At 38.9% G+C, this 23239-nt stretch carries 21 protein-coding genes and 1 pseudogene; 18 read left to right on the forward strand and 4 right to left on the reverse strand.

The genetic code is table 11. From position 1 onward, the window contains the following. Positions 1–86 precede the first annotated feature (86 nt). Together PSF11_RS02345 and PSF11_RS02350 are read right to left on the reverse strand one after the other, a co-directional pair. Positions 87–329 (reverse strand): hypothetical protein, encoded by a 243-nt coding sequence (locus PSF11_RS02345; RefSeq protein WP_004920016.1) that lies wholly within the window; start codon positions 327–329, stop codon positions 87–89. Between the two features lie 1266 nt (positions 330–1595). Continuing rightward, positions 1596–2138, reverse strand: a complete 543-nt coding sequence (locus tag PSF11_RS02350; protein WP_004920011.1) for a dihydrofolate reductase family protein — start codon at positions 2136–2138, stop codon at positions 1596–1598. Between the two features lie 340 nt (positions 2139–2478). Between PSF11_RS02350 and PSF11_RS02355 the strand changes: the two genes are divergently transcribed. From PSF11_RS02355 to PSF11_RS02370, 4 genes are all read left to right on the forward strand, one after another. Continuing rightward, complete coding sequence (locus PSF11_RS02355) at positions 2479–2928, forward strand: NUDIX hydrolase (protein ID WP_042116606.1); 450 nt, start codon at positions 2479–2481, stop codon at positions 2926–2928. Between the two features lie 222 nt (positions 2929–3150). Continuing rightward, positions 3151–3576: a hypothetical protein gene (locus PSF11_RS02360; protein WP_223854787.1), complete on the forward strand. Its 426-nt coding sequence runs from the start codon at positions 3151–3153 to the stop codon at positions 3574–3576. A 334-nt stretch (positions 3577–3910) separates the two neighbouring features. After that, positions 3911–4450, forward strand: a complete 540-nt coding sequence (locus PSF11_RS02365) for a hypothetical protein (protein WP_053110171.1) — start codon at positions 3911–3913, stop codon at positions 4448–4450. Positions 4451–5181: 731 nt separating this feature from the next. Continuing rightward, the gene (locus PSF11_RS02370; RefSeq protein ID WP_053110172.1) at positions 5182–5550 is read left to right on the forward strand and encodes a hypothetical protein; all 369 of its coding nucleotides are present in this window, start codon (positions 5182–5184) and stop codon (positions 5548–5550) included. A 193-nt stretch (positions 5551–5743) separates the two neighbouring features. Here the strand turns inward: PSF11_RS02370 and PSF11_RS02375 are convergent, their stop codons facing one another. Further along, positions 5744–6853, reverse strand: a complete 1110-nt coding sequence (locus tag PSF11_RS02375; protein WP_004919995.1) for an ROK family transcriptional regulator — start codon at positions 6851–6853, stop codon at positions 5744–5746. 22 nt (positions 6854–6875) lie between these two features. Then, the gene (locus PSF11_RS02380; protein ID WP_060561030.1) at positions 6876–7706 is read right to left on the reverse strand and encodes a glycerophosphodiester phosphodiesterase; all 831 of its coding nucleotides are present in this window, start codon (positions 7704–7706) and stop codon (positions 6876–6878) included. Positions 7707–7928: 222 nt separating this feature from the next. On the opposite strand from PSF11_RS02380, the gene PSF11_RS02385 reads away from it, so the two are divergent. From PSF11_RS02385 to PSF11_RS21230, 14 genes and pseudogenes are all read left to right on the forward strand, one after another. Continuing rightward, on the forward strand, positions 7929–9011 hold the full coding sequence (locus PSF11_RS02385; protein WP_072502281.1) for an ABC transporter ATP-binding protein: 1083 nt from the start codon (positions 7929–7931) through the stop codon (positions 9009–9011). A 316-nt stretch (positions 9012–9327) separates the two neighbouring features. After that, positions 9328–9870, forward strand: a complete 543-nt coding sequence (locus tag PSF11_RS02390; protein ID WP_336298696.1) for an ABC transporter permease — start codon at positions 9328–9330, stop codon at positions 9868–9870. Next, positions 9867–10709, forward strand: a complete 843-nt coding sequence (locus PSF11_RS02395; RefSeq protein WP_072502280.1) for an ABC transporter permease — start codon at positions 9867–9869, stop codon at positions 10707–10709. The genes PSF11_RS02390 and PSF11_RS02395 overlap by 4 nt, the downstream gene beginning before the upstream one ends. A 23-nt stretch (positions 10710–10732) precedes the next feature. Further along, positions 10733–11821, forward strand: a complete 1089-nt coding sequence (locus tag PSF11_RS02400; protein WP_072502279.1) for an extracellular solute-binding protein — start codon at positions 10733–10735, stop codon at positions 11819–11821. A 1747-nt stretch (positions 11822–13568) separates the two neighbouring features. Beyond that, a complete protein-coding gene (locus PSF11_RS02405; protein ID WP_014656017.1) occupies positions 13569–14111 on the forward strand; it encodes a fimbrial protein in 543 nt (180 codons plus the stop codon). 83 nt (positions 14112–14194) lie between these two features. After that, entirely contained in the window at positions 14195–14920 is a 726-nt protein-coding gene (locus PSF11_RS02410) for a fimbrial biogenesis chaperone (RefSeq protein ID WP_014656016.1), read from the forward strand. Further along, the gene (locus PSF11_RS02415) at positions 14904–15452 is read left to right on the forward strand and encodes a fimbrial protein (RefSeq protein WP_053110175.1); all 549 of its coding nucleotides are present in this window, start codon (positions 14904–14906) and stop codon (positions 15450–15452) included. The genes PSF11_RS02410 and PSF11_RS02415 overlap by 17 nt, the downstream gene beginning before the upstream one ends. A gap of 19 nt (positions 15453–15471) precedes the next feature. Then, complete coding sequence (locus PSF11_RS02420; RefSeq protein WP_072502278.1) at positions 15472–16041, forward strand: fimbrial protein; 570 nt, start codon at positions 15472–15474, stop codon at positions 16039–16041. A 71-nt stretch (positions 16042–16112) separates the two neighbouring features. Continuing rightward, positions 16113–16688, forward strand: coding sequence for a fimbrial protein (locus tag PSF11_RS02425; RefSeq protein WP_014656013.1), 576 nt, complete (start codon positions 16113–16115; stop codon positions 16686–16688). A 13-nt stretch (positions 16689–16701) separates the two neighbouring features. Beyond that, positions 16702–17466, forward strand: coding sequence for a fimbrial biogenesis chaperone (locus tag PSF11_RS02430; protein WP_053110177.1), 765 nt, complete (start codon positions 16702–16704; stop codon positions 17464–17466). Further along, entirely contained in the window at positions 17453–18274 is an 822-nt protein-coding gene (locus PSF11_RS02435) for a fimbrial biogenesis chaperone (RefSeq protein WP_081368623.1), read from the forward strand. Before PSF11_RS02430 ends, PSF11_RS02435 begins: the two co-directional genes overlap by 14 nt. Before the next feature lie 77 nt (positions 18275–18351). After that, positions 18352–20988: a fimbria/pilus outer membrane usher protein gene (locus tag PSF11_RS02440; RefSeq protein WP_072502277.1), complete on the forward strand. Its 2637-nt coding sequence runs from the start codon at positions 18352–18354 to the stop codon at positions 20986–20988. Between the two features lie 127 nt (positions 20989–21115). Further along, positions 21116–22369: a hypothetical protein gene (locus tag PSF11_RS02445; protein WP_072502276.1), complete on the forward strand. Its 1254-nt coding sequence runs from the start codon at positions 21116–21118 to the stop codon at positions 22367–22369. A 275-nt stretch (positions 22370–22644) separates the two neighbouring features. Further along, positions 22645–22985: pseudogene (locus tag PSF11_RS21230) on the forward strand (hypothetical protein); the annotation flags it as partial. Between the last annotated feature and the right edge of the window lie 254 nt (positions 22986–23239).

The following is a 23239-nucleotide window of genomic DNA, read 5'->3' on the forward strand; positions in this document are numbered from 1 at the left end:
TTAGCTAAATTTTTGTCCGTTATTTAGCCACATCTCATTCTTTTTTAAATAAAGCAAGTTGGATAGTTGCTTTATTTCACTTAGGTTTAAAACGTGATACTGATAGAGTTAACAGTGCTACCAGAAGCATCAATATTATAGGACCAACTAATTTTACTCGTTGATATTGAAGAGCCTGTTACTTTTGGCACTGAAACACTTACTGATGGCACTGTAGTAGCCGAAACAGTAGGTTGAGTTATAGGTTGAACATTACTAATAGATGGTTTGCAGATATTAAAAGTACCACCAGAAACTAACTTAACTTCTTTTAGTGTTAATACTTTCATAAAATCCTCTCATATTATTTGTAAAGTTAAAATGAAATATGAATCTTTAATACTTTAAAAACTCATTTTCTGCTTAGTTAAATTTTAATGCACAATTTAACCGCGTTAATAATTAAATAAGTGAATCATTGCTGGAATAAGAAAAATCTTAATAGGTATAAACACTTATTCTATCAATCGATTGTTTTTTATATATTTTTATTCATTAAATTTAGTATACATATGAAAGATATAATTATTTTTATAATAAATAATCTTTCGATATTTATTATATTACTCGAATTTTCATTTTCATATTAATGATTAAATAAATGATTGATTGTTTATATATAGTTATATTATATCAAAATCAGCATATAGCTAGAAAATAAACGGATACATTAAGTGAATAATTACGATATGTAATTTTTGATATTTCGGATGGGGTTATAGTTTACTGCGCTTCAAAAAACTGTCTTTCGTATAGGTGTGTATTATGGAAAGCTATTATTTTTCTTGATGTTATTATTCTATCAAGAAAGTAGGGGGGTAATGACTCGCGTTGTAAAAAAGAATATTACTTAATGTGTTGCCTTTTCTATAATTCAAATTTAAAAATGTCACTTTCAATATAAAAAATGTTTTTATATATTAAATTGGAATAAAACGGTAACAAAGGATAGGTTTGTACGACTAGTAATATTAAATAAAAAATGAAGCTACCCCTTGTTTCTTCGATTAGTTTTACAACTCGCTATTTTTAATACAGTGCTTGAAATTGCTTTTGTGATCATGCTGCCATTGCTCTAGTTCTTATGGTTCAGTTTATTTAGCGTGATTATCATGTGCTAAAGCGCTGTTGTTTCCGAGAAATAGAAAAGCCTCTGATGAGAGGCTTGTTTGCGCCTCAAAAATTAGAAACTCTCGAGTTTTCAAGTGAAAGGTATGGCATTCAAAATTAATGATATGCACTTAAAATTAAGCGGGCACTCGCAGTTAAAAATAGCTATTTCCCGCTTTTCTGTCAGAGCTGAGTCTATGACTTTTGGCTCTTTTAAGGCATCAAGGGTAAATTTTGCGTCAAAAAGCACTGAGATATAACTCTCTAATGTTCTATGATATTTAATCACATCCTCAACAAACCAAGAAGTGGCGCATAACAGACATACAGACAAATTCACTGTTTTCATTTTTCATAAATGATGAGGACTTTGCCGTACACATCGAGTATTCGACAGAAAAATAAAGATAGTTCTAATTCGAATATGTAAAGCGACATTGACAAAATTATTTTCTCTGGCGGTGCCAAGTATTCTTAACCATATAGTCAAAATAACGCTCTGATTTAACATGAATAAACTGTAGCGGTTTTTTCATATTACCAAATAAAGGTATTCCATCACCTAACAGAATTGGGACAATAGTGATTATCATTTCATCAATTAAATCTTCTGCCAAACACTGTTTCGCAACAGAACCTCCGTCAATATAAAGCGTTTTAAACCCAGCGCAGTGTATTGAGCTTATTACATCTTTAATCTCGCCACGCACTAAATGAACAGCTTTCCCTATGAGTTTTACTGGTATTTCTCTGATTGAGTTCGACAAGACAAACACTGGTTTATCATATGGCCACTCTCCATCAAAACCACATACAGTTTCAAAAGTCGTTCGACCCATAACAACAGCATCAATTCTTTGCATAAAATCCGAAAAGCCCATATCGTTTTGACCTGGGTTAGGGATAGAGAATAACCAATCTAATTGGTTATTTGCATCTGCTATATAACCATCTAGGCTCGTTGCAATATAAATGATGTTACGATGCATATAGTAGCTTCCTGAAAAATAAAATAGTTAAATCAGTGAAAGTTTTTCTATTTGTCAGTATCTCATTTTTTAGCATTACATCAATGCGAATGGATCCATAATGTCACAATAGAGCACTTAAAGAACCACATAGAAGATGTATTATTGAAATCTCAGGCTTGTTTAGTAGTATTATGACTAATGTCGCTTTTCTTATGTCAAGCCCACTCGTTAATAAAGCTAAAATGATAGTTATTTTTTATAAACAAACCATTCCGTTATCTCGATTGATTTCGCTTTACATTCATAACTATTTGTTTAAGCTGTGATATCTTATTAACTCACTATGGTCATATCAGCTATGCGTGTTCGGTGTTCATCCCGATTACTGATTATTAATTCGTCTAGACAAGTATTACTATTTCGCTTTGTTCATACGAACGATGCTTTAGCTGGCAGATCATACTGGGCAACGCCAGGTGGTGGTGTTGAGCATGGTGAATCTTTTGAACAAGCGGCTATCAGAGAGCTGAAAGAAGAAACCGGCATTATCAGGGATAATATTGGAAAATGTGTTGCACAAAGAACTTTTGAAATGACACTTCCCAGTGGCGAAACGGTGCTAGCAAAAGAGCGCTTTTTTATCGTCTTTTCCAATGAAGAAGAGATCCACACTAATGGATGGTCTAATAACGAAAAATCTGTTATTAGTCGCTACTATTGGTGGGAGTTAGATGAACTAACCCGGAGCAACGAAATAATATATCCTAATGATATTACAACGTTAATCTCTAATAATTTTGATAAATGATAGCCAATATTTAATTTGTTCGCCCCTGTATGGCTTTCAGCATACCATCACCATACAGTGGTAGATTAGAGAGCGTGAAAGCTGTCATCTGTAGATCAATGTAATTTATTCATCTTTATCATAACAAAAAAGTAAAGCTCTTCGCTTTGTAAACATTTAATTCTGCATTTCTTAACATGGTTAAACTACGAGATAATTAAAAAGGAAAATAAGGAGATAATGATGCAGAAGTTGATCATCCAAGTAGGGGTGTTAGTGTCGTTAGCCGTAATAAGTAATGGGTATGCCTCAAATCTTGAATTAAGCCCTGAATCAAAAAATTTCTATGAATCCTGCCTAAATATGAGTGAAGATTTGGTCTTTAACGGAAGTTATCAATATCTCTGCGAGTTTAAAGGCCAAAAAATTGCACAGATTTATACAACGTACAAAGCTAATCTATATCGTCAAGAGCGACTTAAAAACCAGTTACCTAAAAATAATGTTGAGTATCAGACTGAAAATGTCGAGGTAATTTACAAGTGGTTACCACCTAATAAACTCAGATTAACGATAACTTATGATAACGGTATTGAGCAGTACATATATTATTTTATCGAAAACAAAGACAGCACAATTGTTTTCCATGAAATAAATACCGGCTACTAGTACTAAAGTAGCCGCAAGTAAATCTTCAACAAGGCAGGTGGTGTCGAACTGCAGTCAAGCTAGTCTGGACATACAGACGAAGAACGTACACTTCACATGTAGACAAAATTTGGTCTAAAAAATCGATTAACAAACAGTGTGTGAATATTGTGTATATTTTTTGATTTAATTTCGTTACTTTTACCTCACATTTTTCTGCCCATAATAATTTGACTTATGAAGAAAAAGAGCTTAACTTGTGAACCCATTCCATTAAGCATCATCCCTTTTTTATTGCATCTAATTTAAGATAAATTGAACAACAAAGTCATAAGGATATCGGATAGGTCTTAGTATGCATATTATTATAGCAGCAATTTCAGCATTAGCTGCGCTTGTATGGGCGCTACATTCATTACAAAACTCAGGTGTAGACCTTAATTCCTTTAATCCATTTACTTGGGCCCGACGGAGAAAGTGGCAAAAACAATATGGGGTAAAACCAATCTATAATTTGACGACGGCAACGGAAGCCGCTGCGGTTATTATTGTTGGTGCATTGAAGCAGGAAGGTGAAATATCCCGTGAACAAAAACAAACGGTTATTAACCTGTTTATAGAGAATTTTAATCTAGAAACTCAAGATGCGGTGGATTTGTTTTCTTCATCATCACACCTTGTACATAATGAAATAAACTTTGATCAAAGTATCCCTCATATACTGAAATTAAGTATTACTCAGTTTACGCCCGCAATGGTTGAGACATTCCTATCATTATTGGAGAAGGTCATCATGTTAGAGGGTGAGCCGACAAAAGGGCAAATAAATATAATTGAAAATGTGCGGAACGAATTTAAAAGAATGAAGAAAAAGAGTTTAGGCTGGAAAAATTAGTTCTTTCATTTAAAGAAGGGCGCTGAGCATTGAGTAACATGAGAAGTTTATAGTTATGCTGAATGGCATTACACCCTGTCAGTAAACATGAAAGAACAAGTAAAATGCTACAGTGCCTTCCTACTTTGCATCCCCCCGATAATGCAGGAAAGAGTACCGATGAGAAGACCTTATCGGTATTCAGACAAATTTATTTTGTGACGAATAATAAATAATCAAAACATTAGGGAAAGCAAAACATGTATTCATGAGGCTATCTAAACGGTTTCATTTGTTGAAGGATAAATAAACAGAATTATTTACAAGCGCTTATTTTGTGATATTTATTGAAATAGGAATATTGACTGCAACTTCATACTCTAAGCGATTGACGGTAGTTGCTTTAAGTTGCAATAACTTAGAATGATATTTTCACAGGAGTAAAGTTACCATAAACCGTCCATAAAATTTTTGGGCTTCCCGTTTATACTCCCTTATCATGAAAAACCACACATTGAATACATAGCGAATTTTAGTTCCATTGAGCAATTAAACCTATATCGTTATGGAATGTTCATTATTAAATGGTTTAATTGGCTTTATTTCTTTCAAATTAAGATTGCTTTTAAAAAAGTAATCATCAATTAATAGCTAATATTAAACGAATAATTTTTTTTTGACCTTTTAATTTGTAAAATAAGAAAAATACACAATAATAATAAGTAACCACCAAAAATATTTTTATAGATAGTTTGATCACAAAGGTAGTTGATTCGCCTCGCTATGGCAGCTTAATACAAATATATTCAGCTCAATATTCTCCTATTTCAGACACACCACATTGCTTACAAATAAGTGGTTTTTACAACGATGCAAGTTGGGGAACTGATTGCGACCCAGAAAATAAAGCCACATTATTTAAACAGGATATGAAAGGTCATTTACAAGCAATGTACTACGTTGATAATCCGCTATCACCAAATCAACCAAATGAATATTTGTATTTATTTAACTACTCAATTTACTATGATTTGTTTTATGGGAAAATACGTACAACTCAACAATTAGATGAAAATAATTGGAACAAATGGCTAATCGAACTTGCACCAAGTAATAATTAATTTGTGCTTAAGCTGCTCTGGTAGTTACCGGTTATTTATACTGGTACCTGCCAGATTATTCTGTCGTGCGTCAGTGATTCAAAAGGCACTGTGGTAATCAGCGATTTGTCGCTAAACTGATACCCCGTATAAAGTCTATAAAACCTTGCCTATATAGATTAGATGCTCGTTTTTACACATTGAGGCACTTCAATCATTGGTTAATTATTTGATATAGAGATAGCATGGCAGCACCAAGCGAGGCACTCTCTGAACCTATTGATGAATGAACTACTTTAACCATAGGTCTTTCCGGATCAAGACGATACTGCAACCAATCCGTGATATCTTCTGCAAAGCGAGAAGTTATCTCTTTCGGCATTGCTCCGCCAATTATGATAAGTTGTGGGTCTAACCATTGAAGGCATCCTAAAACAGTGTCTTCAAGTTGTTTTAATGACCGTTGATACCAAGTCTCTATAACTATATCTTTTTTCTTTATAAGACCAAGCAATTCCTTTTCATCGTAACCCGCAGCACTGAGAGTGCCGAGCAAATCTTTATAAGATGGCCGATGAGTTCCAGTAGGAAAGGCCATACCAACTTCGCCAGCATTTCTAAAGCCGCCCGTCAGTAATTTATGATCTGCAATAATCCCTGCACCTATACCATATCCTAGTTCTAATACGGTTAAGTCTCGGTATTGATTCCACTGACCTGAGTACAATTCTCCAATAGCAGCAGCATTAGCGTTATTCTCAACCCAAGTCGGCCAAGGGAGGTTAGCCTGAAATTCAGCTTGCAGATCGGCATCGCGCCAGCTTTTTAGCCAAGTAACGCATTGTCTTTTTTTTCCATCTGATTTCACGAAGCCGGGTACAGCATATCCTACGCCAAGGATCCTGGCATGTTGAAGCTTCAATTTTTTTAGCGTGCTATTAACCATTTTCTTAATTTGGTCAAGAGTGGCTATGAGAGGTTGGTTTTCTAGATGTACTTCTGATGTGCTGAAAATTTTTTTTCCACAAAAATCAACAAGCGCAAGATCAATAAAACCAGAACTAAAGGAGACGCCAATTGAGCAAGCTCCTCCGGGATTTAGTTTTAGAGGAAGAGAAGGTTGGCCTCTTTGTCCAATATTCTTCTCACCTTCAACAATTAACCCAGAAAAAATGAGCTCACGGCATTGTTGTGTTATCGCGCCAGGTGTTAAGTTGGATAATTTAGCTAACTCGGCCCGGGAAATCGGTCCGTACCTGCGAATTAATTCCAGTAGTAACCGTTGAGTTGGCTTTAGGTCCAATACTTCTGGTTTATCTGTCATTGACAACTTCCGATACTATAAATTAATTCCATTGTAGCCCTGCATCCTCAATTAAAGATTGTAAATACGGAATATCATCATGACTGAGAATGTCAATAAGGCCTTCTTGAAGCCATTCAATGATTTCAGCACGACAGTCACAGCCAAATTTAAGTAGATATTGCTCTAAAGGGGAGATGCCGTTTTTATTTTCATGCAAGTACAGCCGTACACCCAACCCCGCCGCCTTATATGCTCTCAAATCGTCGATATGTGTATACTCATATTCCACACAAACACAACTTGCATTTGAGGCAGAAACGGCAGCTAATTGGTCATTGTATCGCTCAATAGTGACAACCTGCAATGCTAATTGCGGTATCTTTTCTTTTACTTTGTTGATTAATACGTGATTAAATCCAAGTAATTGAATGTGTGATATCGCATTCGGAACTGAACTTAAGACGTCGACTAGATGTTCAATAAATTCATCAACTCTACGCCGCTGCTTAACTTCAACAATCAATCCAACCTGATTGGCCACAGCCCATTTTATAACATCTTTCAGTAGCGGTATTTTTGTGCCTTCAAACTTATTATTAAATTTTACGCCGAAATCATACCGAGACAGTTGTGTGTACGTCATCTCCTCAACAAAACCCGTTCCTGTTGAGACTCTATCTATACGATGGTCATGAGTAACCACGATTTGATTATCTACGGTTAAGTGAATATCTATCTCAATGCAATGTGTACCAGCTTCCAATGCACCAATGAATGCAGGCATGGTGTTTTCAGGGTATTTGCTGGCATACCCTCGGTGACTGTTTGCTAAAACAACACCTTCTTTTGCTCTATGAAATTCAAAATCCATGATAAAACCCTCAATTTATTTTCGATTAAGTTTATCATTTAAATTTAATATGTAAAATAACATTTAAATTTTTAACTTTATGTGCGCCATGTATATAGTTGATTTAAATAGGATTAAAATTAAATTTCTACTTTTATTTTATTTTGATGAGCTAAATCACATTAATATAACATTTAATATGTAAATTTAATAAGAAATTATTTCGATTAAGGAAGGCCGATAATGTCTACCCTGATATTAAAAGGTGTTACAAAGCAATTTGGCGATTTTTATGCCGCCCGCGATATCAGTCTTACCGCTGAAGAGGGGGAATTTGTCACTTTGCTCGGGCCGAGTGGTTGTGGAAAAACCACTTTGTTAAAAATGATAAGTGGCTTTCACCAACCAGATAGTGGAGAGATCATTTTAAATGGCAAGCCTATAACAAACCTTCCACCAGAAAAAAGAAACACGGCCATGTGTTTTCAATCTTATGCTTTGTTTCCGCATCTCAACGTTTCACACAATATCTGTTTTGGCTTGAAGCAAAAAAAAGTCTCCATTAGCAACCAACAAGAAAGATTAGAAGAATCCCTAAAACAAGTCGGTTTAGTAGAGCAGCGTTTGAAGATGCCATCACAACTATCAGGAGGACAGCAACAGCGTGTAGCTTTGGCTAGAGCGATGATCACTAGGCCGGATTTGGTTTTGTTTGACGAACCACTATCTAACTTAGATGCGAAATTACGCGAAAGTGTGAGGTTTGAAATTAAAGAGCTACAACGCCTCTACCAACTAACTTCGATTTATGTCACGCACGATCAGGCTGAGGCCTTGTCTATATCAGATAAAATCGTTGTGCTAAATGGAGGGAGTATTGCGCAAGTGGGCTCGCCAGAGGACGTTTATTACCACCCAAACAGCCGCTTTGTTGCGGATTTTATTGGTGCAGCGAATATTGATGAGGCACATGTTGAACCCGCTGAGCAGCCAGAATACTACCGTATCGCCTGCAAGCTTGGTAACTTCTATGTTAAATCCGCAAATCCTCCCTCAGCAAAACATTGCTATATTTGTTGGCGTCCTGAGGATGCGAAATTTGTTCAAGCCCCATCTTCTATCCAAAATAGATTTTCTTTAGTCATAGAAAAAATGGCATTCATGGGCAATCTCACTGAAGCGTGGGGTTCCAACGATAATAAATCACTCTCAGTTCGTTTGCAGCTTGTGAAGAAACCGCCTATTGCCATCGGAGAGCGTGCCGAATTTTACTTGCCAGAGGATGCAATTCACTTTTTAGAGCCGGTTACGGAGGGGAAGAGATGAATTGGAAAAATGAGGTAAAGGCATGGCTATTAATGAGCACAGGGCTTGGAACGATCCTTCTTCTGTGGGATCAACTTTTTATGTCGTTATTACCCAAAGCTTCGGTTTATTTAACATGACGGGGGAAAGTGAATTTTCACTGGCGTTTTGGGCAAACATCATAGGTGACTCCGTCTTACTTAGTGCGTTGTATTACACCGTAAAAGTTTCGGTGCTTGGTGCGTTTGGTGCAGTTCTGCTTTCATATCCTATCGCACTCTGGCTAAGACAACCCATGTACGGAAAAGAGGTTGTGATCGGAGTGCTTCGAGCACCCATGTTCATTCCAGGTTTAGTGGCTGCATTTTTGTTTGTAAATATCATCGCCTATCATGGAGTGATAAACAGTTTACTGCAACTGTTGGGAATAACAGACTCCCCATTGCGTATGCAAAATGATGATTTTGGATGGGGGGTTATCATTCTTCAAATATGGAAAAACCTTCCTTTTGCATTGATTTTAGTTGGCGGTGCTGTCAATTCGATTAGAGATGAGATACTTGATGCGGCAAGTAATTTCGGTGCTAATAGATGGCGGAGATTCGTAGATGTCGTCTTCCCTCTAACACTCCCCGCGGTACAAGTTTCTCTAATACTTATCTTTATTGGTGCGGTAGGGGATTTTGCATTCTTCTCTGTGGCCGGTCCCCGTAACACTTACTCCCTTGCGCGCCTGATGCAAGCTACCGCAATGGAATACGGTGAATGGAATAACTCAGCCGTTATTGCCGTCATAATAATGTTAATTTCCGCGATTGGAACGCTGCTCATTGCGACTGTGTTAACCCCGTTGGCTACCAAGAAGGGGGAGGTTAAATGAACACCATAAAGACCAATAATGGACAGAAAGTTGTAAAAATTTCATTGATTTTTTTCATCTTCATTAATGTTGTTTGGTTAGGTTTGCCTTTTACTATGGCAATCTTGTGGTCCTTGGTTGACCCACAACACCCATGGAGTTATCCAGACCTTTTTCCTCAAAAATTATCTTTAGCGCGGTGGAAAATTGTTTGGGAACAAACATCGCTAGCAACCGCGCTTTTCAATAGTTATACCATCGCTCCTGCTGTTGCTATTTTGAGCTTATTGCTTGCGACACCTACAGCCTATGCTTTCGGAAGAATGACATTTAAAGGCAAAGCAGTTGCGGAAATGCTAACGCTCATTCCACTGGTTATGCCGGGCATGATTATCGGTATCTTCTTCAGTTCAATGTTAATAAGTTTAAATATCAGCAATACTTTTATGAGCATTGTAATTGGCCATACCGTTCTTACGCTCCCTTACTCAATTCGCATAATGTCAGCGGGGTTCAAGTCGATACCACAAGACATAATCGACGCGTCGCGTGACATGGGAGCTAGTTTTTGGGGGACGTTCTGCAATGCTTTTTTACCCATGCTAAAGCCAAGTTTACTGGCTTCATTAATATTTTGTCTGGTTCGAAGTTTAGAAGAGTTTAGTATTTCATTTGTACTGGGCTCGCCAGATTTTATCACTGTTCCCACGATACTGTATTCATTCTTAGGGTATTCCTTTGTACGTCCAGATGCCGCTGTTGTTTCAATGATCTTGGTGATACCCAACGTTATATTGATGATAATTATTGAGCGCCTGTTAAAAGGCAATTATTTGTCTCAATCCACAGGAAAAGCATAACATTCACTAGAGGTAGTCAAATTATGAAAAAAATATCATTGGCGCTCTTACTGGGAGTCGCAGTTATATCAACCTCTTACGCTCAAGATGTAGATAAAAATTCCTTTCCTAACTGGGATGAGGTGATAAAGCAAGCAAAACAAGAAGGAGAGGTTACATTTAACATTTGGTACTTGCAGCCGCAGTGGCGTAATTTTGTGAAGGGATTCGAAGATGAATATGGAATAAAAGTACAAATCTCAGAAGGAACCATTGATGGAAATATGAATAAACTTTTAGCCGAATCAAAAAAACAGAGTGGTAAAATTGATGTAATGGCCTTATCCATTGCTCAACTGCCTATTACTTTAAAAGCTAATGCAATCAGTAAAGTTGACTGGCTCCCAGGCTATAAGAATGGAGTTCATACAATACAAAACATCGATACACAGGGGTATGCCGTCGCTTTTTGGGGAAATCAAACTGGATTCGCCTATGATCCCAAACAATTTGGCGATCAAGCTCTTCCTCAAACGCTCAATGACCTTCAGGCGTTTATCGATGCAAATCCCAATCGTTTTGGATATAACGATCCCAATAACGGAGGCGCTGGTGAAGCCTTCATTCAGCGTATTGTCACACTCAAAAGCGGTGAGTTTGATAGCAGTGCAACGAAGATTGATCCAAAGGTGATTAAAGGTTGGTCTTCTGGCTGGGCGTGGTTTACTAAAAACAAATCTAGTATTACGCAAACCGCATCTGGCGCCGATAGTCTCACACGTTTAAATGATGGAGAGTTGATGTTGGTTCCAGCTTGGGAAGATCATATGCTAGGCTTGCAACACAATGGAGCAATAACTTCAAGATTAAAATTTTATGTCCCCAAATTTGGTATGCCAGGGGGAGGGAATGTTGTAACCATCGCTGCAAATAGTCAACACCCAAATGCCTCCGCTGTTTTTATTAACTGGTTGATTCAACCTAAAACTCAGCAAGCGCTGAAAGAGACCTTTGGCACTTCCCCCATGACTAAAATGGCTACTGCTAATCAGGTGTCAGACGTGAAATTCTATGGGAAAGACTATAGTATGCTCTTCCGCAAGGAGTTCGTGCGAAATGTGACAATGAAGTAAAATTTTTATTGTCGACCCGAAAAATGATACTTTCTTGAGGGGAGAGGTTAAAAAATCAAAATATTTTCTCCAATCCCCAAGTTCTTTATAAACCGCTCTCCAGAGGCAATCTATTTGCACGCAATATAATATTCTTTCAAAGGTCATTCGGTGTTCAAATGCCTCCATATTAGCATAAGTTGAAATGGTCTACGGCCCTGTTGCTCTGTTTACATGGTTTTAGGCATAGTCATTTTCTGTATTTTGAATTTTGGTGAAACCATTATAACAGCCTATTTACTGATTTTTATACCGGAAATATCAACACGCTCTAGTGAAATATATGATAGCTCGCTAAATAATTTTTATATAAAAAATATTTAAGTCATCATAAAAAATGTCTTTGACCTTAATATCCATTTTTATTATTGCCGCTGTGGTTTTCATAAAACTGACAATGCAAAAAAAAATTTAAAAATACAATCAAGCATGATATTTTTTACATACAGACACAGTTGGATATAGTTTTTTTTGTGTATATCACTGAGGTAATTTATTTATCGTTATGATAAATAAGAATATTGTGTTTTTTTAAAAATCATTATCAAATTATCTAATTTGGATATGCTATATATTTTATTTAAAAGTATTAAAATATTCTAATTTAAAAATTAATAACTTTTCTCTTAACCTGACATGTTCATTTTTGGTGTTATATTTCGTCGCTTAAAGATGATTCATAATAGACTGTTCCGTGAGATTGCCTGTTAATGCCATATTCAGGCCATTTGTAATTTTTTGTACACAAAAATTCGTTTACTCGTTGTAGTAAATTATTGGCTTTGTGTTTTTTAGAAATTTGATTTTGTAGGCAATCTCACGTAGGTTAGTAATAAGAAAACACAGAAAACGTGTATTTTTAAGTGATGCTGATGTAGGTTGGAGTTAGGGGGATTAGGATTGGTATAATATGAAGCTGTTACATTCACAAAAATTTCTTAACTTAACACAGCGTCAAATATACTCTAAGGCTATCAGTGACGAAATTTATTCAGCGTTTAATGATAGGAAAGGGAGGTAACTGAGTGACTTGATATTTTTCAATAGCAAGTTTCACGTGTGAACGTAATGTATCTCGTATGATTTTAGATTTTCTTATATTGATATTGAATATATTTGCTGTACCTATAGAAAAATTTATTAGTCGGATGTTAAATCGATTCTCCTATTTAAGATTTAAAAAATTATGCTGATAGCAGTGCTTTATTGAATTAAAAGAATTACAAGGTGCTATAAACTGAAAATAGCAATACCATGACTCCCTATAGTAAAGAGCTTTTCTGTAATCTAACAATTAATTCATATGTTTTATTTTTTATATGGCCAATTCTATATGGGATGCTCTGATATTGATAGCAACATTTAAATAGACCTATTCATTTATAATTAGCTTAAATAAAGCACATGCTTAAGTGTATTTTTATATTACAGTAACTTAAGTGTACGTATGACCTTTTTTGATTGATTTTTTGTTACCTAAATGCACTTAGAATTATAGAGAAAATATATTTTAATTTTGATTAAATTCAACAAATCTGATGTTTATTTAAAACTACACTGAGGTAAAGGCAATGCTCTTTTGGACTAAAGGTAAAAGAGCATGACCTTTATTTCTATGGACTGAAATAAAGAGGTATTAATCAATGACTCTTAAAATTGAATGTTTATCTCAATTTATTATTTAACCTGATTCAATAGGAATTTAATTATGTCGTTTAAAACTAACCTGCTTTCTGCTGCTCTATTAGCTGGTTTTTCTGTCGCTAGCTTGAATGCAATGGCAGCACCTTCTGCAGAAGTGACACTGCAAGGGATCCTGACTAAAACTACCTGTGATGTCACTATCAACGGAGGCAAATCAATATTAAACGTCGGCGTTTTCAATAATAAAGTTGGTGGCGCAGACGCAAGCTTCCCTGCAATTAATGCCATCACTAAAGCTGTCGATATGCCTGTGACACTAGTTGGCTGTGCTGACGGTGAAAACGGTGAATTGATTATTCAAGGTATTACCTCTACGGGTAATAACGAGCAAAATGTGTTCGTTGCTAATGATTCACAAACTGTTGGTTTTATGATTCAAGATGATGCCAATACCATCATCACTAATGGTAAAGGTCCTGTAGTTGATATTGGTGCGGGCAATACTGAAGGTCAATATACATTTAAAGTAGGTATGGCAACAACCACAGCAACTCCAGATGTAGGTGCATATAGCGCGCCAGTTCTGATCGCTTACATCGTTGACTAATACTATTAAGTCGACAGAGCATAACTGGGTAAGGCGGCATAGCTGCCTTGCCTTCTTCTCGTGAAAGAGTTGAGGATCCGTAAATGCGAAACATTCGATTAGTGCAAGGGTTATGCAGTACGCTGCTATGGTTATCTACAACCTCGTTGGCAGGCATTGCCATCGATACCACTCGAGTGATTTTCACTGCAAATGACAATACGAGAGGAGTCAGCGTCGGTGTTACTAGCTCAAGTCAATCACTAACCCCTTATCTTGTTAAAGCTCAAGTGCTAAACAACCCATTCGGTGATAAAGGAGAAACACCATTTTTGGTATCACCTTCTTTATTTCGTTTAGAGCCTGGTACTACGAATCAAGTGCGCGTCATGAAAAAAGCCACCGTTTTACCACAAGATAAAGAGTCAGTCTTTTATTTACGCACGGTAGCGATTCCAACCAGTGAAAATAATTTAGAGCAGCCACAAAACAATATCGGTGGCACAGTACAGGTATCAACAGGGAATGTAATTAAACTGTTTTATCGCCCTAATAATCTGGGGATGACCCAGCAGCAAGCGACTAAATTACTAAAATTTACCCGCGCGAATGGGGGGGTCAAAGTTTCAAATCCAACGCCTTATTATATCACGTTAACAGGCCTCAAAATTGGCGATAAAAATGTGCCATTAAGTGTGAAACTTAATAACAACATGATTGCACCTTTCAGTGATTATACCTACCACCAAGTACCTCAACAAGGCGCCGTCGAGTGGATATCCATTAATGATTACGGTGGAGCGGAGGTATCACATGGGCAAGTACAATAAACACCTTGGCTTTCTCTTCCTCTTCTTATGTGGGGGGGCTTTTGCTAAAGGAAATGAAACAGAAATCAGTGCCATGATTAACGATGATATAGGATGCGAGATACGCTTACCCAGCTCATTGGAGTTTACCCCTCAGCGAACATCCGCTTTTCAAGGGGTAACGACGACCTATGAAATTAAACCATTAAGAGCACAATTATTGTGTGTTGATAAAACAGCAGAGCTGACCCCTAAATTAACATTGGACGGCAATACTCCTTATAGCGAAAACAGCATCTTTCTTGATGGTATACCGAACAGTGTGGGTTTTATGTTGCGCGTGAGTGATGGCACACCAATATCATTGGGAGATTTTTTCCAATTAGATAAGGCTATTAAACGAGGTGAGCCAGTGTTCCTGACGCCATTAAATTTAGCCAACCATCATCAAGTTGAAGAAATTTTTTTAGTGGGGTTAGTCGGACCTATTGACGGCAATGCAGTGCCCGGAAAGTTCTCTGCAGCATTAACTTTTAATCTTATTTTTCAGTAACAACAAATAGGACAAGAATATGCAACGCATGAAAAAAATAACCTCCATGTTATTGCTTACAAGTGTGTTAGGTATCTCGCTCACGGGGTATCCAGCGATAGCTGCACAAACTACCACCACCACCATCACCGCAAGCATTGTGGGTGGCGCCTGTGATATTTCAGTACCGCCGTCTGTGCCTTTTGGAGAAGTACAAGCTGTCGATATTATCAATGAAAATGGTATTTCTGAAATGTTTGATATTAAGCTAGATGCCTGTAATGGATATGGTTTAACCCCATCCATTAAAGTGACCGGTGATATCGACTCGAGTTCAGGTGAAGACCTTTTTATCACCCCGACAAGCACCAGCCAAGGCTATGGCGTGTTGCTATCAACTGCGGGAAATACCTATTTTGCTCAAAATGACAATCTTGCCAAAAATGACACCATTAGTGCCAAAGGTAACGATTGGAATACCAAATTTGCCTCAGTTTTGGACGGTACAATCCCAATGAAAGCCACTCTAAGTTGCGGGGGATGTGTGGATACTAAACTGAAAGGTGGCGCATTGAACGCCTCGATCACTTTTAATTTTTTATATCAGTAGAATACAAATTCTCGATAGGGTAATAGGCGCTATCGAGTTAAGACAAGATTAGGCTGATTTTGAGGCACCCTATGACAATAACATTAAAATTTTCGTTACTCACTTTCATGACTGGGCTGTTATTGCCAATGGCTGAGCTTCATGCAGGCACAGCATCTCAAGATGTCAAATTTCTCGCTACCTTTTACGGAGGCGGTTGTGATATCTCTGTTCCACCAAATTTTAAATTTAACAATGGTGACCCAGTGATGCGGGACTCCGTTGCCGCGGGGAATGAATCCCTTGAAATACCATTAACGATATCGAAGTGTGATGGCTACTTTATGAAGCCTAAAATTATGGTATCTGGTACATCAAGTTCAATGCAAGGAACACAATTGTTTGCAGATGCTTCAAGTAGTGCGAAAGGCTACGGCATTTTACTGTCAACAGCAGGGAATTCAGGGTGGTCTGAGAATACTAACCTTGCTGAAAGTGGGGTAGTGGATGCCAAAAATTGGCCTTCTGGTGGTACAAATAGCGTCATCGGTTTGAATGGGAATTTAACGTTTAATGCCAAATTAAGTTGTGGTGCCTGTGCATCAAATGCCAATTTAAATGGCGGTATTTTAACATCGACCGTGACCTTTACTTTCGCTTATAACTAGCCTCGAGGTAGATATGTTAACCCATCGTTTTTTCCGTTGTGTCCAATTGCAGGTCATCTTGATGTCTGCGGTATTTTCTGTCACTTCATTGGCAGCCGAAGGGGGATTGCGTTTAACACAAACTCGAGTCGTGTTTAATGGTGGCGATAATAGTGCCAAAGTGGCTATTAAAAATAATAGCGAGCAAGTTTATTTGGTAAAAGTGGATGTGATGAACACTCAGGAAGGGAATGCAGATATGCCAGCCCCTCCATTTTTAGTAACGCCACCGTTGTCGCGGTTAGAAGCCTTGAGCCAAAATACCTCACTGGTTGTGCGCAATGGTGCAGAAAAGCTGCCAAATGACCGTGAATCTGTCTTTTATCTCAGCTTTTTGGCGATCCCTTCCACAAAAAAATGGGCTAATAGCGATGAAAACATGACCAGCGCACAAGTTTCCGTTGGCGTTCGTAATGTGATCAAGCTGTTTTATCGCCCCGCTAATTTACCCATCACCGTGGAGCAGGCGGCGCGTAAATTGACCTTCAGCCAGAAAGGCCAACAATTAAAGGTCACTAACCCAACACCTTATTACCTGACGCTTGCACAATTAAAAACAGATCAGCATGGGGTCGATCTTCGTAATGCCGAGCCCATGCTCGCCCCATTTTCAACCCGTCATTACTCAGTCCATGGCAAAGTGACCCAAGCGCAATGGGCGGTGATCGGTGATTTTGGCAACATGAGCCAGATGTATCAGGCTACCGTGCAAACAGGAGCGGAAGATGTTAATCCATAAGCAAAACATTATCATCCGTCGGAAGGGCTTCGTGGGGCTTATGCTATTATTAGTGGCCTTCGTGGCTCCTGTACAGGCAGATAATATTTCTAATCAGATGAATGGCATCACGCTCAGTACCACGCGGGTGATTTATCCTCATGATGCCAAAAATGGTGTGACTTATAGTGTGACGAACAATACGTCGTCGGCGTATTTATTACAGGCGTTAATTTTGCCGTGGGAAGGACAAGCACCTAGCTCGCCCGAAGATGAAGGCAAATCACCAAACTTAAACTCAGACGAAACCCAAGGTATTGGCTCTTTTATCGTGTTGCCCCCGTTGCAGCGTTTCGAACCGGGAGAAACGGTAACATTGCGTATCCGCCAGAAACATAATTTGCTAGCACAGGACAAAGAAACAATCGAGGTCTTATCACTTACGGCAATCCCTGCGCAAGCAGATCCGAAAACGTTAACGAATAACAATGCTGCCCAACTTTCGATGGTGCTGCAAAATAACCTAAAACTGTTTTATCGTCCTGCGGGGATACCTGATTATCAGATTGAGAAAGTCGAAGAACAATTACAGTTTTCACAGACGAAAACCCAGCTCATCGTTAAAAATCCGACACCATTTTATGTCACTTTTAGTTCCCTCTCATTGGGGGGAAAAGCGGTAGATATAAGCAATGCTCGCATGATAGCTCCGTTCAGTGAGCAATATTGGCCACTGGATAATCGTGCCACCAATAATGAAGTGCGTTGGCAATTGATTGATGACAAAGGTGGTACTTATGAAGCAAACAGCCGTCATCTAACACAATAATCGGAAATTGACAAAAAAATTACCTGATGCCAATTAGCAACGGGGGGTTCCTTGCACAAGCGAGATAGAGTGAAATTATGAAAATATCAAATAAAGCAATTTATAATAACAATTTAAAGTCAATCTATCACTATCATCCACTGGTCTGGTTACTCGTTGTTGCCACGTTTCCTACCTTGGCAGATGATTACTTTGACCCCAGTTTTTTGGGAGTGGTTGGCGAAAGTACGGATGTGGATTTGTCGGCTTTTTCACAAGTAGGGGGTGTGGCCGAGGGAGAATATACGGTATCGGTGTTTGTGAACCAACAAGATACCGGGCAATATACGATGAACTTTGTGAAAACAGAGCAGGGGAATGTGGTTCCTGAAATCACTCCTGCTCAACTTGAGTCCTTTGGCGTGAATGTGCCACAGATTCCCGATCTCAAAAATTTACCAGCAGAAGAGCCCATTTTAAATATTGGTTCGCTGATCCCTCAAGCGACGACAACATTAGATCTGGCGCGGCTGCGATTGGACATCAGTGTGCCACAGGTTGCCATGAAACCGAGTGTGTACCGCAATACAGATCCCTCACTGTGGGATGAGGGGATCCCCGCGCTGATGGCTAACTATAATTTCAGTGCTGGGCGCTCGACAAATAGCTATAGTCAAGGACTAAAAACCCACAACAATAACCTGTTTGCGTCGGTACGTGCAGGGGCAAATGCGGGGCCTTGGCGTTTACGCAGCACCTTGACGCATACGCGATTTGAATACAGTGGGGGGCTTAACCAATCCTCTTCCACAGACACGCAAACCCGCTTTTCAAGCACCACGCTATCCCGCGATATTCGCGCATTACGTTCAATTTTGGTGATTGGCGAAACCAGCACGTATAGCGATGTTTTCGATGGCGTTCCTTTCAAAGGGGTACAGCTGACCTCTAGCGAGCAAATGTTGCCCACTCAACTGCGGGGTTATGCACCGACGATAAGCGGTGTGGCTAACAGTAATGCGCGTATCACGGTGCGCCAAAATGGTAACGTTATTTATGAGACCTACGTGGCTCCCGGTGCATTTTATATTAATGACATACAACAAGCAGGATTGTCGGGTGACTATGATGTGACTATCACCGAAGCGGATGGTAGCGAACGTCAATTTGTAGTGCCTTATTCCTCATTGCCAGTGATGCTACGGCCAGGGGGCTGGAAATATGAACTCGCCTCCGGCCGTTATGATGGGAATTTGACTACAGACTCTCGCCGTTCAGATTTTGTATTAGGCACCGCGGTATACGGTTTACACAATAATGTCACTTTGTACGGTGGAACGTTATTGGCGAAAGATTATCAATCCTTGAGTTTGGGAAGTGGATTCTCTTTAGGGAACTTCGGGGCGCTGTCAACGGATGTGACCCATTCATCAGCCAAATTTAGTGGTGCAGCGCAGCAAGGCAGTGATCGTCAAACTGGTCAATCTTACCGTATTCGTTATTCAAAAAGTTTGATGTCGACGGGCACATCGGTCGATCTTACCGCATTGCGTTACTCAACCGAGCATTTTTACAGCTTTAGTGAATTTAATAGTCAAGGTTATCGACTTGAAGAAGGGCTGAGCCCGTGGACTTTACAGCGTCGTCGCAGCAGTTTCCAGACACAATTGAGTCAACAAATGGCGGAATATGGTTCACTGCATTTTCGGGCAAATCGCGATGATTACTGGGGAAGTAACCGAACCTTAACTGGGCTTTCATTGGGCTATAGTAACAGCATTAAGGGGATCGGCTATGGTGTGAACTATAACATTGACCGTGTGAAAGACCCACGAGGAAATTGGCCAGAAAACCGACAGTTATCATTCAATGTTAATGTGCCATTTAGCCTATTTGCACAGGATAAAAATCTGCAATCGATTTATGCCACCTATTCAATGACCCATGATAATAATGGACGAACTCAGAATAATACAGGGCTAAGCGGTAGTGTGATGGACGGTAAGCTGTCTTACAGCGTTTCTCAAAGTTGGGGAAATCAAGAGCAAACGCCTAACAGTAACGTGAATGTGGGTTACCAAGGAAACAAGGGCAGCATTAGTGGGGGTTATAGTTATAGCAACACCAGCCAGAATATCAACATGAATGCCAGTGGTGGGGTATTAGTGCACTCAGAAGGGGTCACTTTTTCTCGTACAATGGGGGATTCGGTAGCGTTAGTGAGTGCTCCCGGTGCCAGTGGTGTCAGTGTGAATGGTGGAGTGGCCGTGACAGATTGGCGGGGTTATGCAGTTTCCCCTTATTTATTGGATTACAACAAAAATAGCATTGGTTTAGACCCAAGTACCTTACCGATGGATGTGGATTTAGTGCAATCAAACGTTAACGTCTACCCAACAAAAGGGGCGGTAGTCAAAGCTAGTTTTACCACGCGTATTGGTTATCAAGTACTGATGACTCTAAAACAAGAAACAAAATATGTGCCTTTTGGGGCGATTGCAACATTAGTGTCTGATGATGGAGCAGAAACTATCAACAGTATTGTGGGCGATTCAGGGCAAGTGTACCTCACGGGGTTGCCAGAAAATGGCAAATTGTTAGTAAAGTGGGGTGAAGATGCTGCACAACAATGCCAAGTGAATTTTGATTTACGTAATCTCACCATGTCTGCAGACATGCCCATTCGGCAAGTGTCTTATCGCTGCATGAGTGAGCAGAAACAAGTACAACCGTAACCTACGGATCAAGAGAAAGCGGTGGCTGAGAAACCAGTTATCACAGAGTTCAAAAAGTTGATACAGCTAAGTTAAGTAATGGCCCGAATAGAAAACGTTGACTGCAACGGTCGACAGGAGAATTAAAATGATAAAATTCCATGGTGATAAACAAGTCTATAATCAAGATGACTCTCAACAATTTTATGGGCAAGCTCTCAGCTTATCTTATCTCGCTCAAAGCAAAAGTGAGAATAAATATAAAAAAATAATACAGAGATATCAATGGGCCTATCGTGTTGCCTTAATGCTACCAATGATAGTCTTTCCAACTATTTCAAATGGTATGGATATTTCGCTAAAGCCTGGAGAAAGTTCACAACTTTTTTCAGCATCTGGCGACGCAATAGGGGCTGCTGATGGCAACGGTGTTGGAGTTATGACCGCAGGGTATCTTTCTGTAACGACACTTGAAGGAGCGACTAATAGTGATAAATCGTGCGCTCAAAATTCATTAGCCAATGGGGTCGCTAAGGTTGGAGTACTTTCTAATGGCGCAGCTAAAGGTTTTCTGATTGCTAACGATCTCGTTCTCTCTGTTCAAGGAACAATAGTATCCGAAGTACAACCAATAGGTAATCCAGAGATTTATACTTTGCTTAAAGGATCCATATCCATCACGCTAGATGGAGTTTTGACAGTTTCGAATCCTATTCATATTTATAACTGTCCTTCATTCAATTATGGGGCATCCTACTCTTCGTGGGGGAATAGTCGTAGTTATAAGGTTCAGAAATCTGCATTCAATGGGCAATTTAAGGTGACTGCAGGCCCTAATGCTGCACCAGGCAATTACCCGTATTATTTACTGAATTGCTCTGCTGGAGTTGTCTGTAATGCAACTCAGGCTAGAGTGGCATCGGGGATCGTAACGGTTGACATTCCCCGTACATGTACTATTGCTGTTACCCCATCAACAATCAATTATGGCGCAGTTGAACAACAAAACACCGAAACAGTGCTAGGCACAGCTACCTCTCAACTTAAAGTAAGTTGTACGGGCGGAGACAAAAGTATGAGCCCCTCTGTTAACGTTAGTTTCACCCGTGCCTCTAGTGCGGGGACTACTGCTACACAGACAGGGTTGATCAGCCTTGTGAATGATCAGAACAAACCCGTTGGCGCAGTTAGGGCTAATCAAACTACTCTCCAAGATCTGTCTGGTGCTACATTTCCTGGCGTGATTAATGTGCATGGCAATATAACATATAAGTTAACGGGTAGTAGCTGGGAGGATCTTTCCACACCAATTACGTGGACTCTCTACTCTTTTCCAACTGGGCAGGAACGGTATCTTGGGAATGCTAGCGGGTCGGTCAAAATTAAGATTGACTGGCCGTAACCAGCTATTTTTATTGACTAAAACCTCAAAAATAAGAACACTGAAATCAGCCTCGGTGTTCTTATTTACAACCTGAAATGTATGATGGCTATACTGAGGCCCTCATCAGTTTTGTAGTTAACCGGAGCTCGGGCTAAGAAAAACAAAAAAGAAGGGAACTACAAGCGGGTTCCGTGATCAGATCTTTCGACGAAAAAATCATTTTCACTAAGGAACCCACTATGCATAATTTAGTTGACTTACTCTGTCATACCTATGGTTTTTAAGAAATTTTCATGCCCATCAATGGCAAAAATACTTGATTGAAAGTGGTGAATCTCTGCGACTATGGCAATCAAGAATGACAATCAGTGAAATGATGACGATTATTATTGTATTCCATATGTCCCATCAGAATGATTTTAAACATTTTTATATCGGCTTTATTACCCTATATCATAAAAAAGATTTTCCAACATTATTGAGCTAAACACGTTTTCTAGAAGTTATGCCAACGGCTTTAGTTCCATTAAGTTCCTTCTTTACCCATCTAAAAGATCAACCAACAAGTATGGACAGCCAAATTTTATCCCTCTACGCGAAAGGGATGACTATCCGTGAAATGTCGACCTTTAAATGCATTAATACCATGAGTCTCTGGAATTAAATCTTTAATTCAGCATGGTCTCTCACTCAAACTATGCAACAGTGCCACAACTAGGGTGTTTTCCACCTAAGTAATTTTACAACACATCCTAATATCTTTATTTAGACCTAAATTAGAATTATTCGACGTATTTTATATTATCTATCATTTAAAAATGATATTTTATCTTTTATTATAAATAACATTATCAATAGCTAACTCACATGCTATAGTTATATTATTCT

Origin of the sequence: Providencia sp. PROV119 (assembly GCF_028482435.1) — a bacterium.
In the GTDB taxonomy this organism is placed as follows: domain Bacteria; phylum Pseudomonadota; class Gammaproteobacteria; order Enterobacterales; family Enterobacteriaceae; genus Providencia; species Providencia stuartii.

Bases quoted from the DNA above. Each gene is read 5' to 3' on its own strand.
- PSF11_RS02380 (WP_060561030.1), bottom strand. From the start codon at position 7,706: ATGGATTTTGAATTTCATAGAGCAAAAGAAGGTGTTGTTTTAGCAAAC.
- PSF11_RS02415 (WP_053110175.1), top strand. From the start codon at position 14,904: ATGGGCAAGTACAATAAACACCTTGGCTTTCTCTTCCTCTTCTTATGT.
- PSF11_RS02420 (WP_072502278.1), top strand. From the start codon at position 15,472: ATGCAACGCATGAAAAAAATAACCTCCATGTTATTGCTTACAAGTGTG.
- PSF11_RS02355 (WP_042116606.1), top strand. From the start codon at position 2,479: ATGCGTGTTCGGTGTTCATCCCGATTACTGATTATTAATTCGTCTAGA.
- PSF11_RS02410 (WP_014656016.1), top strand. From the start codon at position 14,195: ATGCGAAACATTCGATTAGTGCAAGGGTTATGCAGTACGCTGCTATGG.
- PSF11_RS02435 (WP_081368623.1), top strand. From the start codon at position 17,453: ATGTTAATCCATAAGCAAAACATTATCATCCGTCGGAAGGGCTTCGTG.
- PSF11_RS02345 (WP_004920016.1), bottom strand. From the start codon at position 329: ATGAAAGTATTAACACTAAAAGAAGTTAAGTTAGTTTCTGGTGGTACT.
- PSF11_RS02445 (WP_072502276.1), top strand. From the start codon at position 21,116: ATGATAAAATTCCATGGTGATAAACAAGTCTATAATCAAGATGACTCT.
- PSF11_RS02350 (WP_004920011.1), bottom strand. From the start codon at position 2,138: ATGCATCGTAACATCATTTATATTGCAACGAGCCTAGATGGTTATATA.
- PSF11_RS02405 (WP_014656017.1), top strand. From the start codon at position 13,569: ATGTCGTTTAAAACTAACCTGCTTTCTGCTGCTCTATTAGCTGGTTTT.
- PSF11_RS02395 (WP_072502280.1), top strand. From the start codon at position 9,867: ATGAACACCATAAAGACCAATAATGGACAGAAAGTTGTAAAAATTTCA.
- PSF11_RS02425 (WP_014656013.1), top strand. From the start codon at position 16,113: ATGACAATAACATTAAAATTTTCGTTACTCACTTTCATGACTGGGCTG.
- PSF11_RS02365 (WP_053110171.1), top strand. From the start codon at position 3,911: ATGCATATTATTATAGCAGCAATTTCAGCATTAGCTGCGCTTGTATGG.
- PSF11_RS02375 (WP_004919995.1), bottom strand. From the start codon at position 6,853: ATGACAGATAAACCAGAAGTATTGGACCTAAAGCCAACTCAACGGTTA.
- PSF11_RS02360 (WP_223854787.1), top strand. From the start codon at position 3,151: ATGCAGAAGTTGATCATCCAAGTAGGGGTGTTAGTGTCGTTAGCCGTA.
- PSF11_RS02385 (WP_072502281.1), top strand. From the start codon at position 7,929: ATGTCTACCCTGATATTAAAAGGTGTTACAAAGCAATTTGGCGATTTT.
- PSF11_RS02390 (WP_336298696.1), top strand. From the start codon at position 9,328: ATGTTCATTCCAGGTTTAGTGGCTGCATTTTTGTTTGTAAATATCATC.
- PSF11_RS02430 (WP_053110177.1), top strand. From the start codon at position 16,702: ATGTTAACCCATCGTTTTTTCCGTTGTGTCCAATTGCAGGTCATCTTG.
- PSF11_RS02400 (WP_072502279.1), top strand. From the start codon at position 10,733: ATGAAAAAAATATCATTGGCGCTCTTACTGGGAGTCGCAGTTATATCA.
- PSF11_RS02440 (WP_072502277.1), top strand. From the start codon at position 18,352: ATGAAAATATCAAATAAAGCAATTTATAATAACAATTTAAAGTCAATC.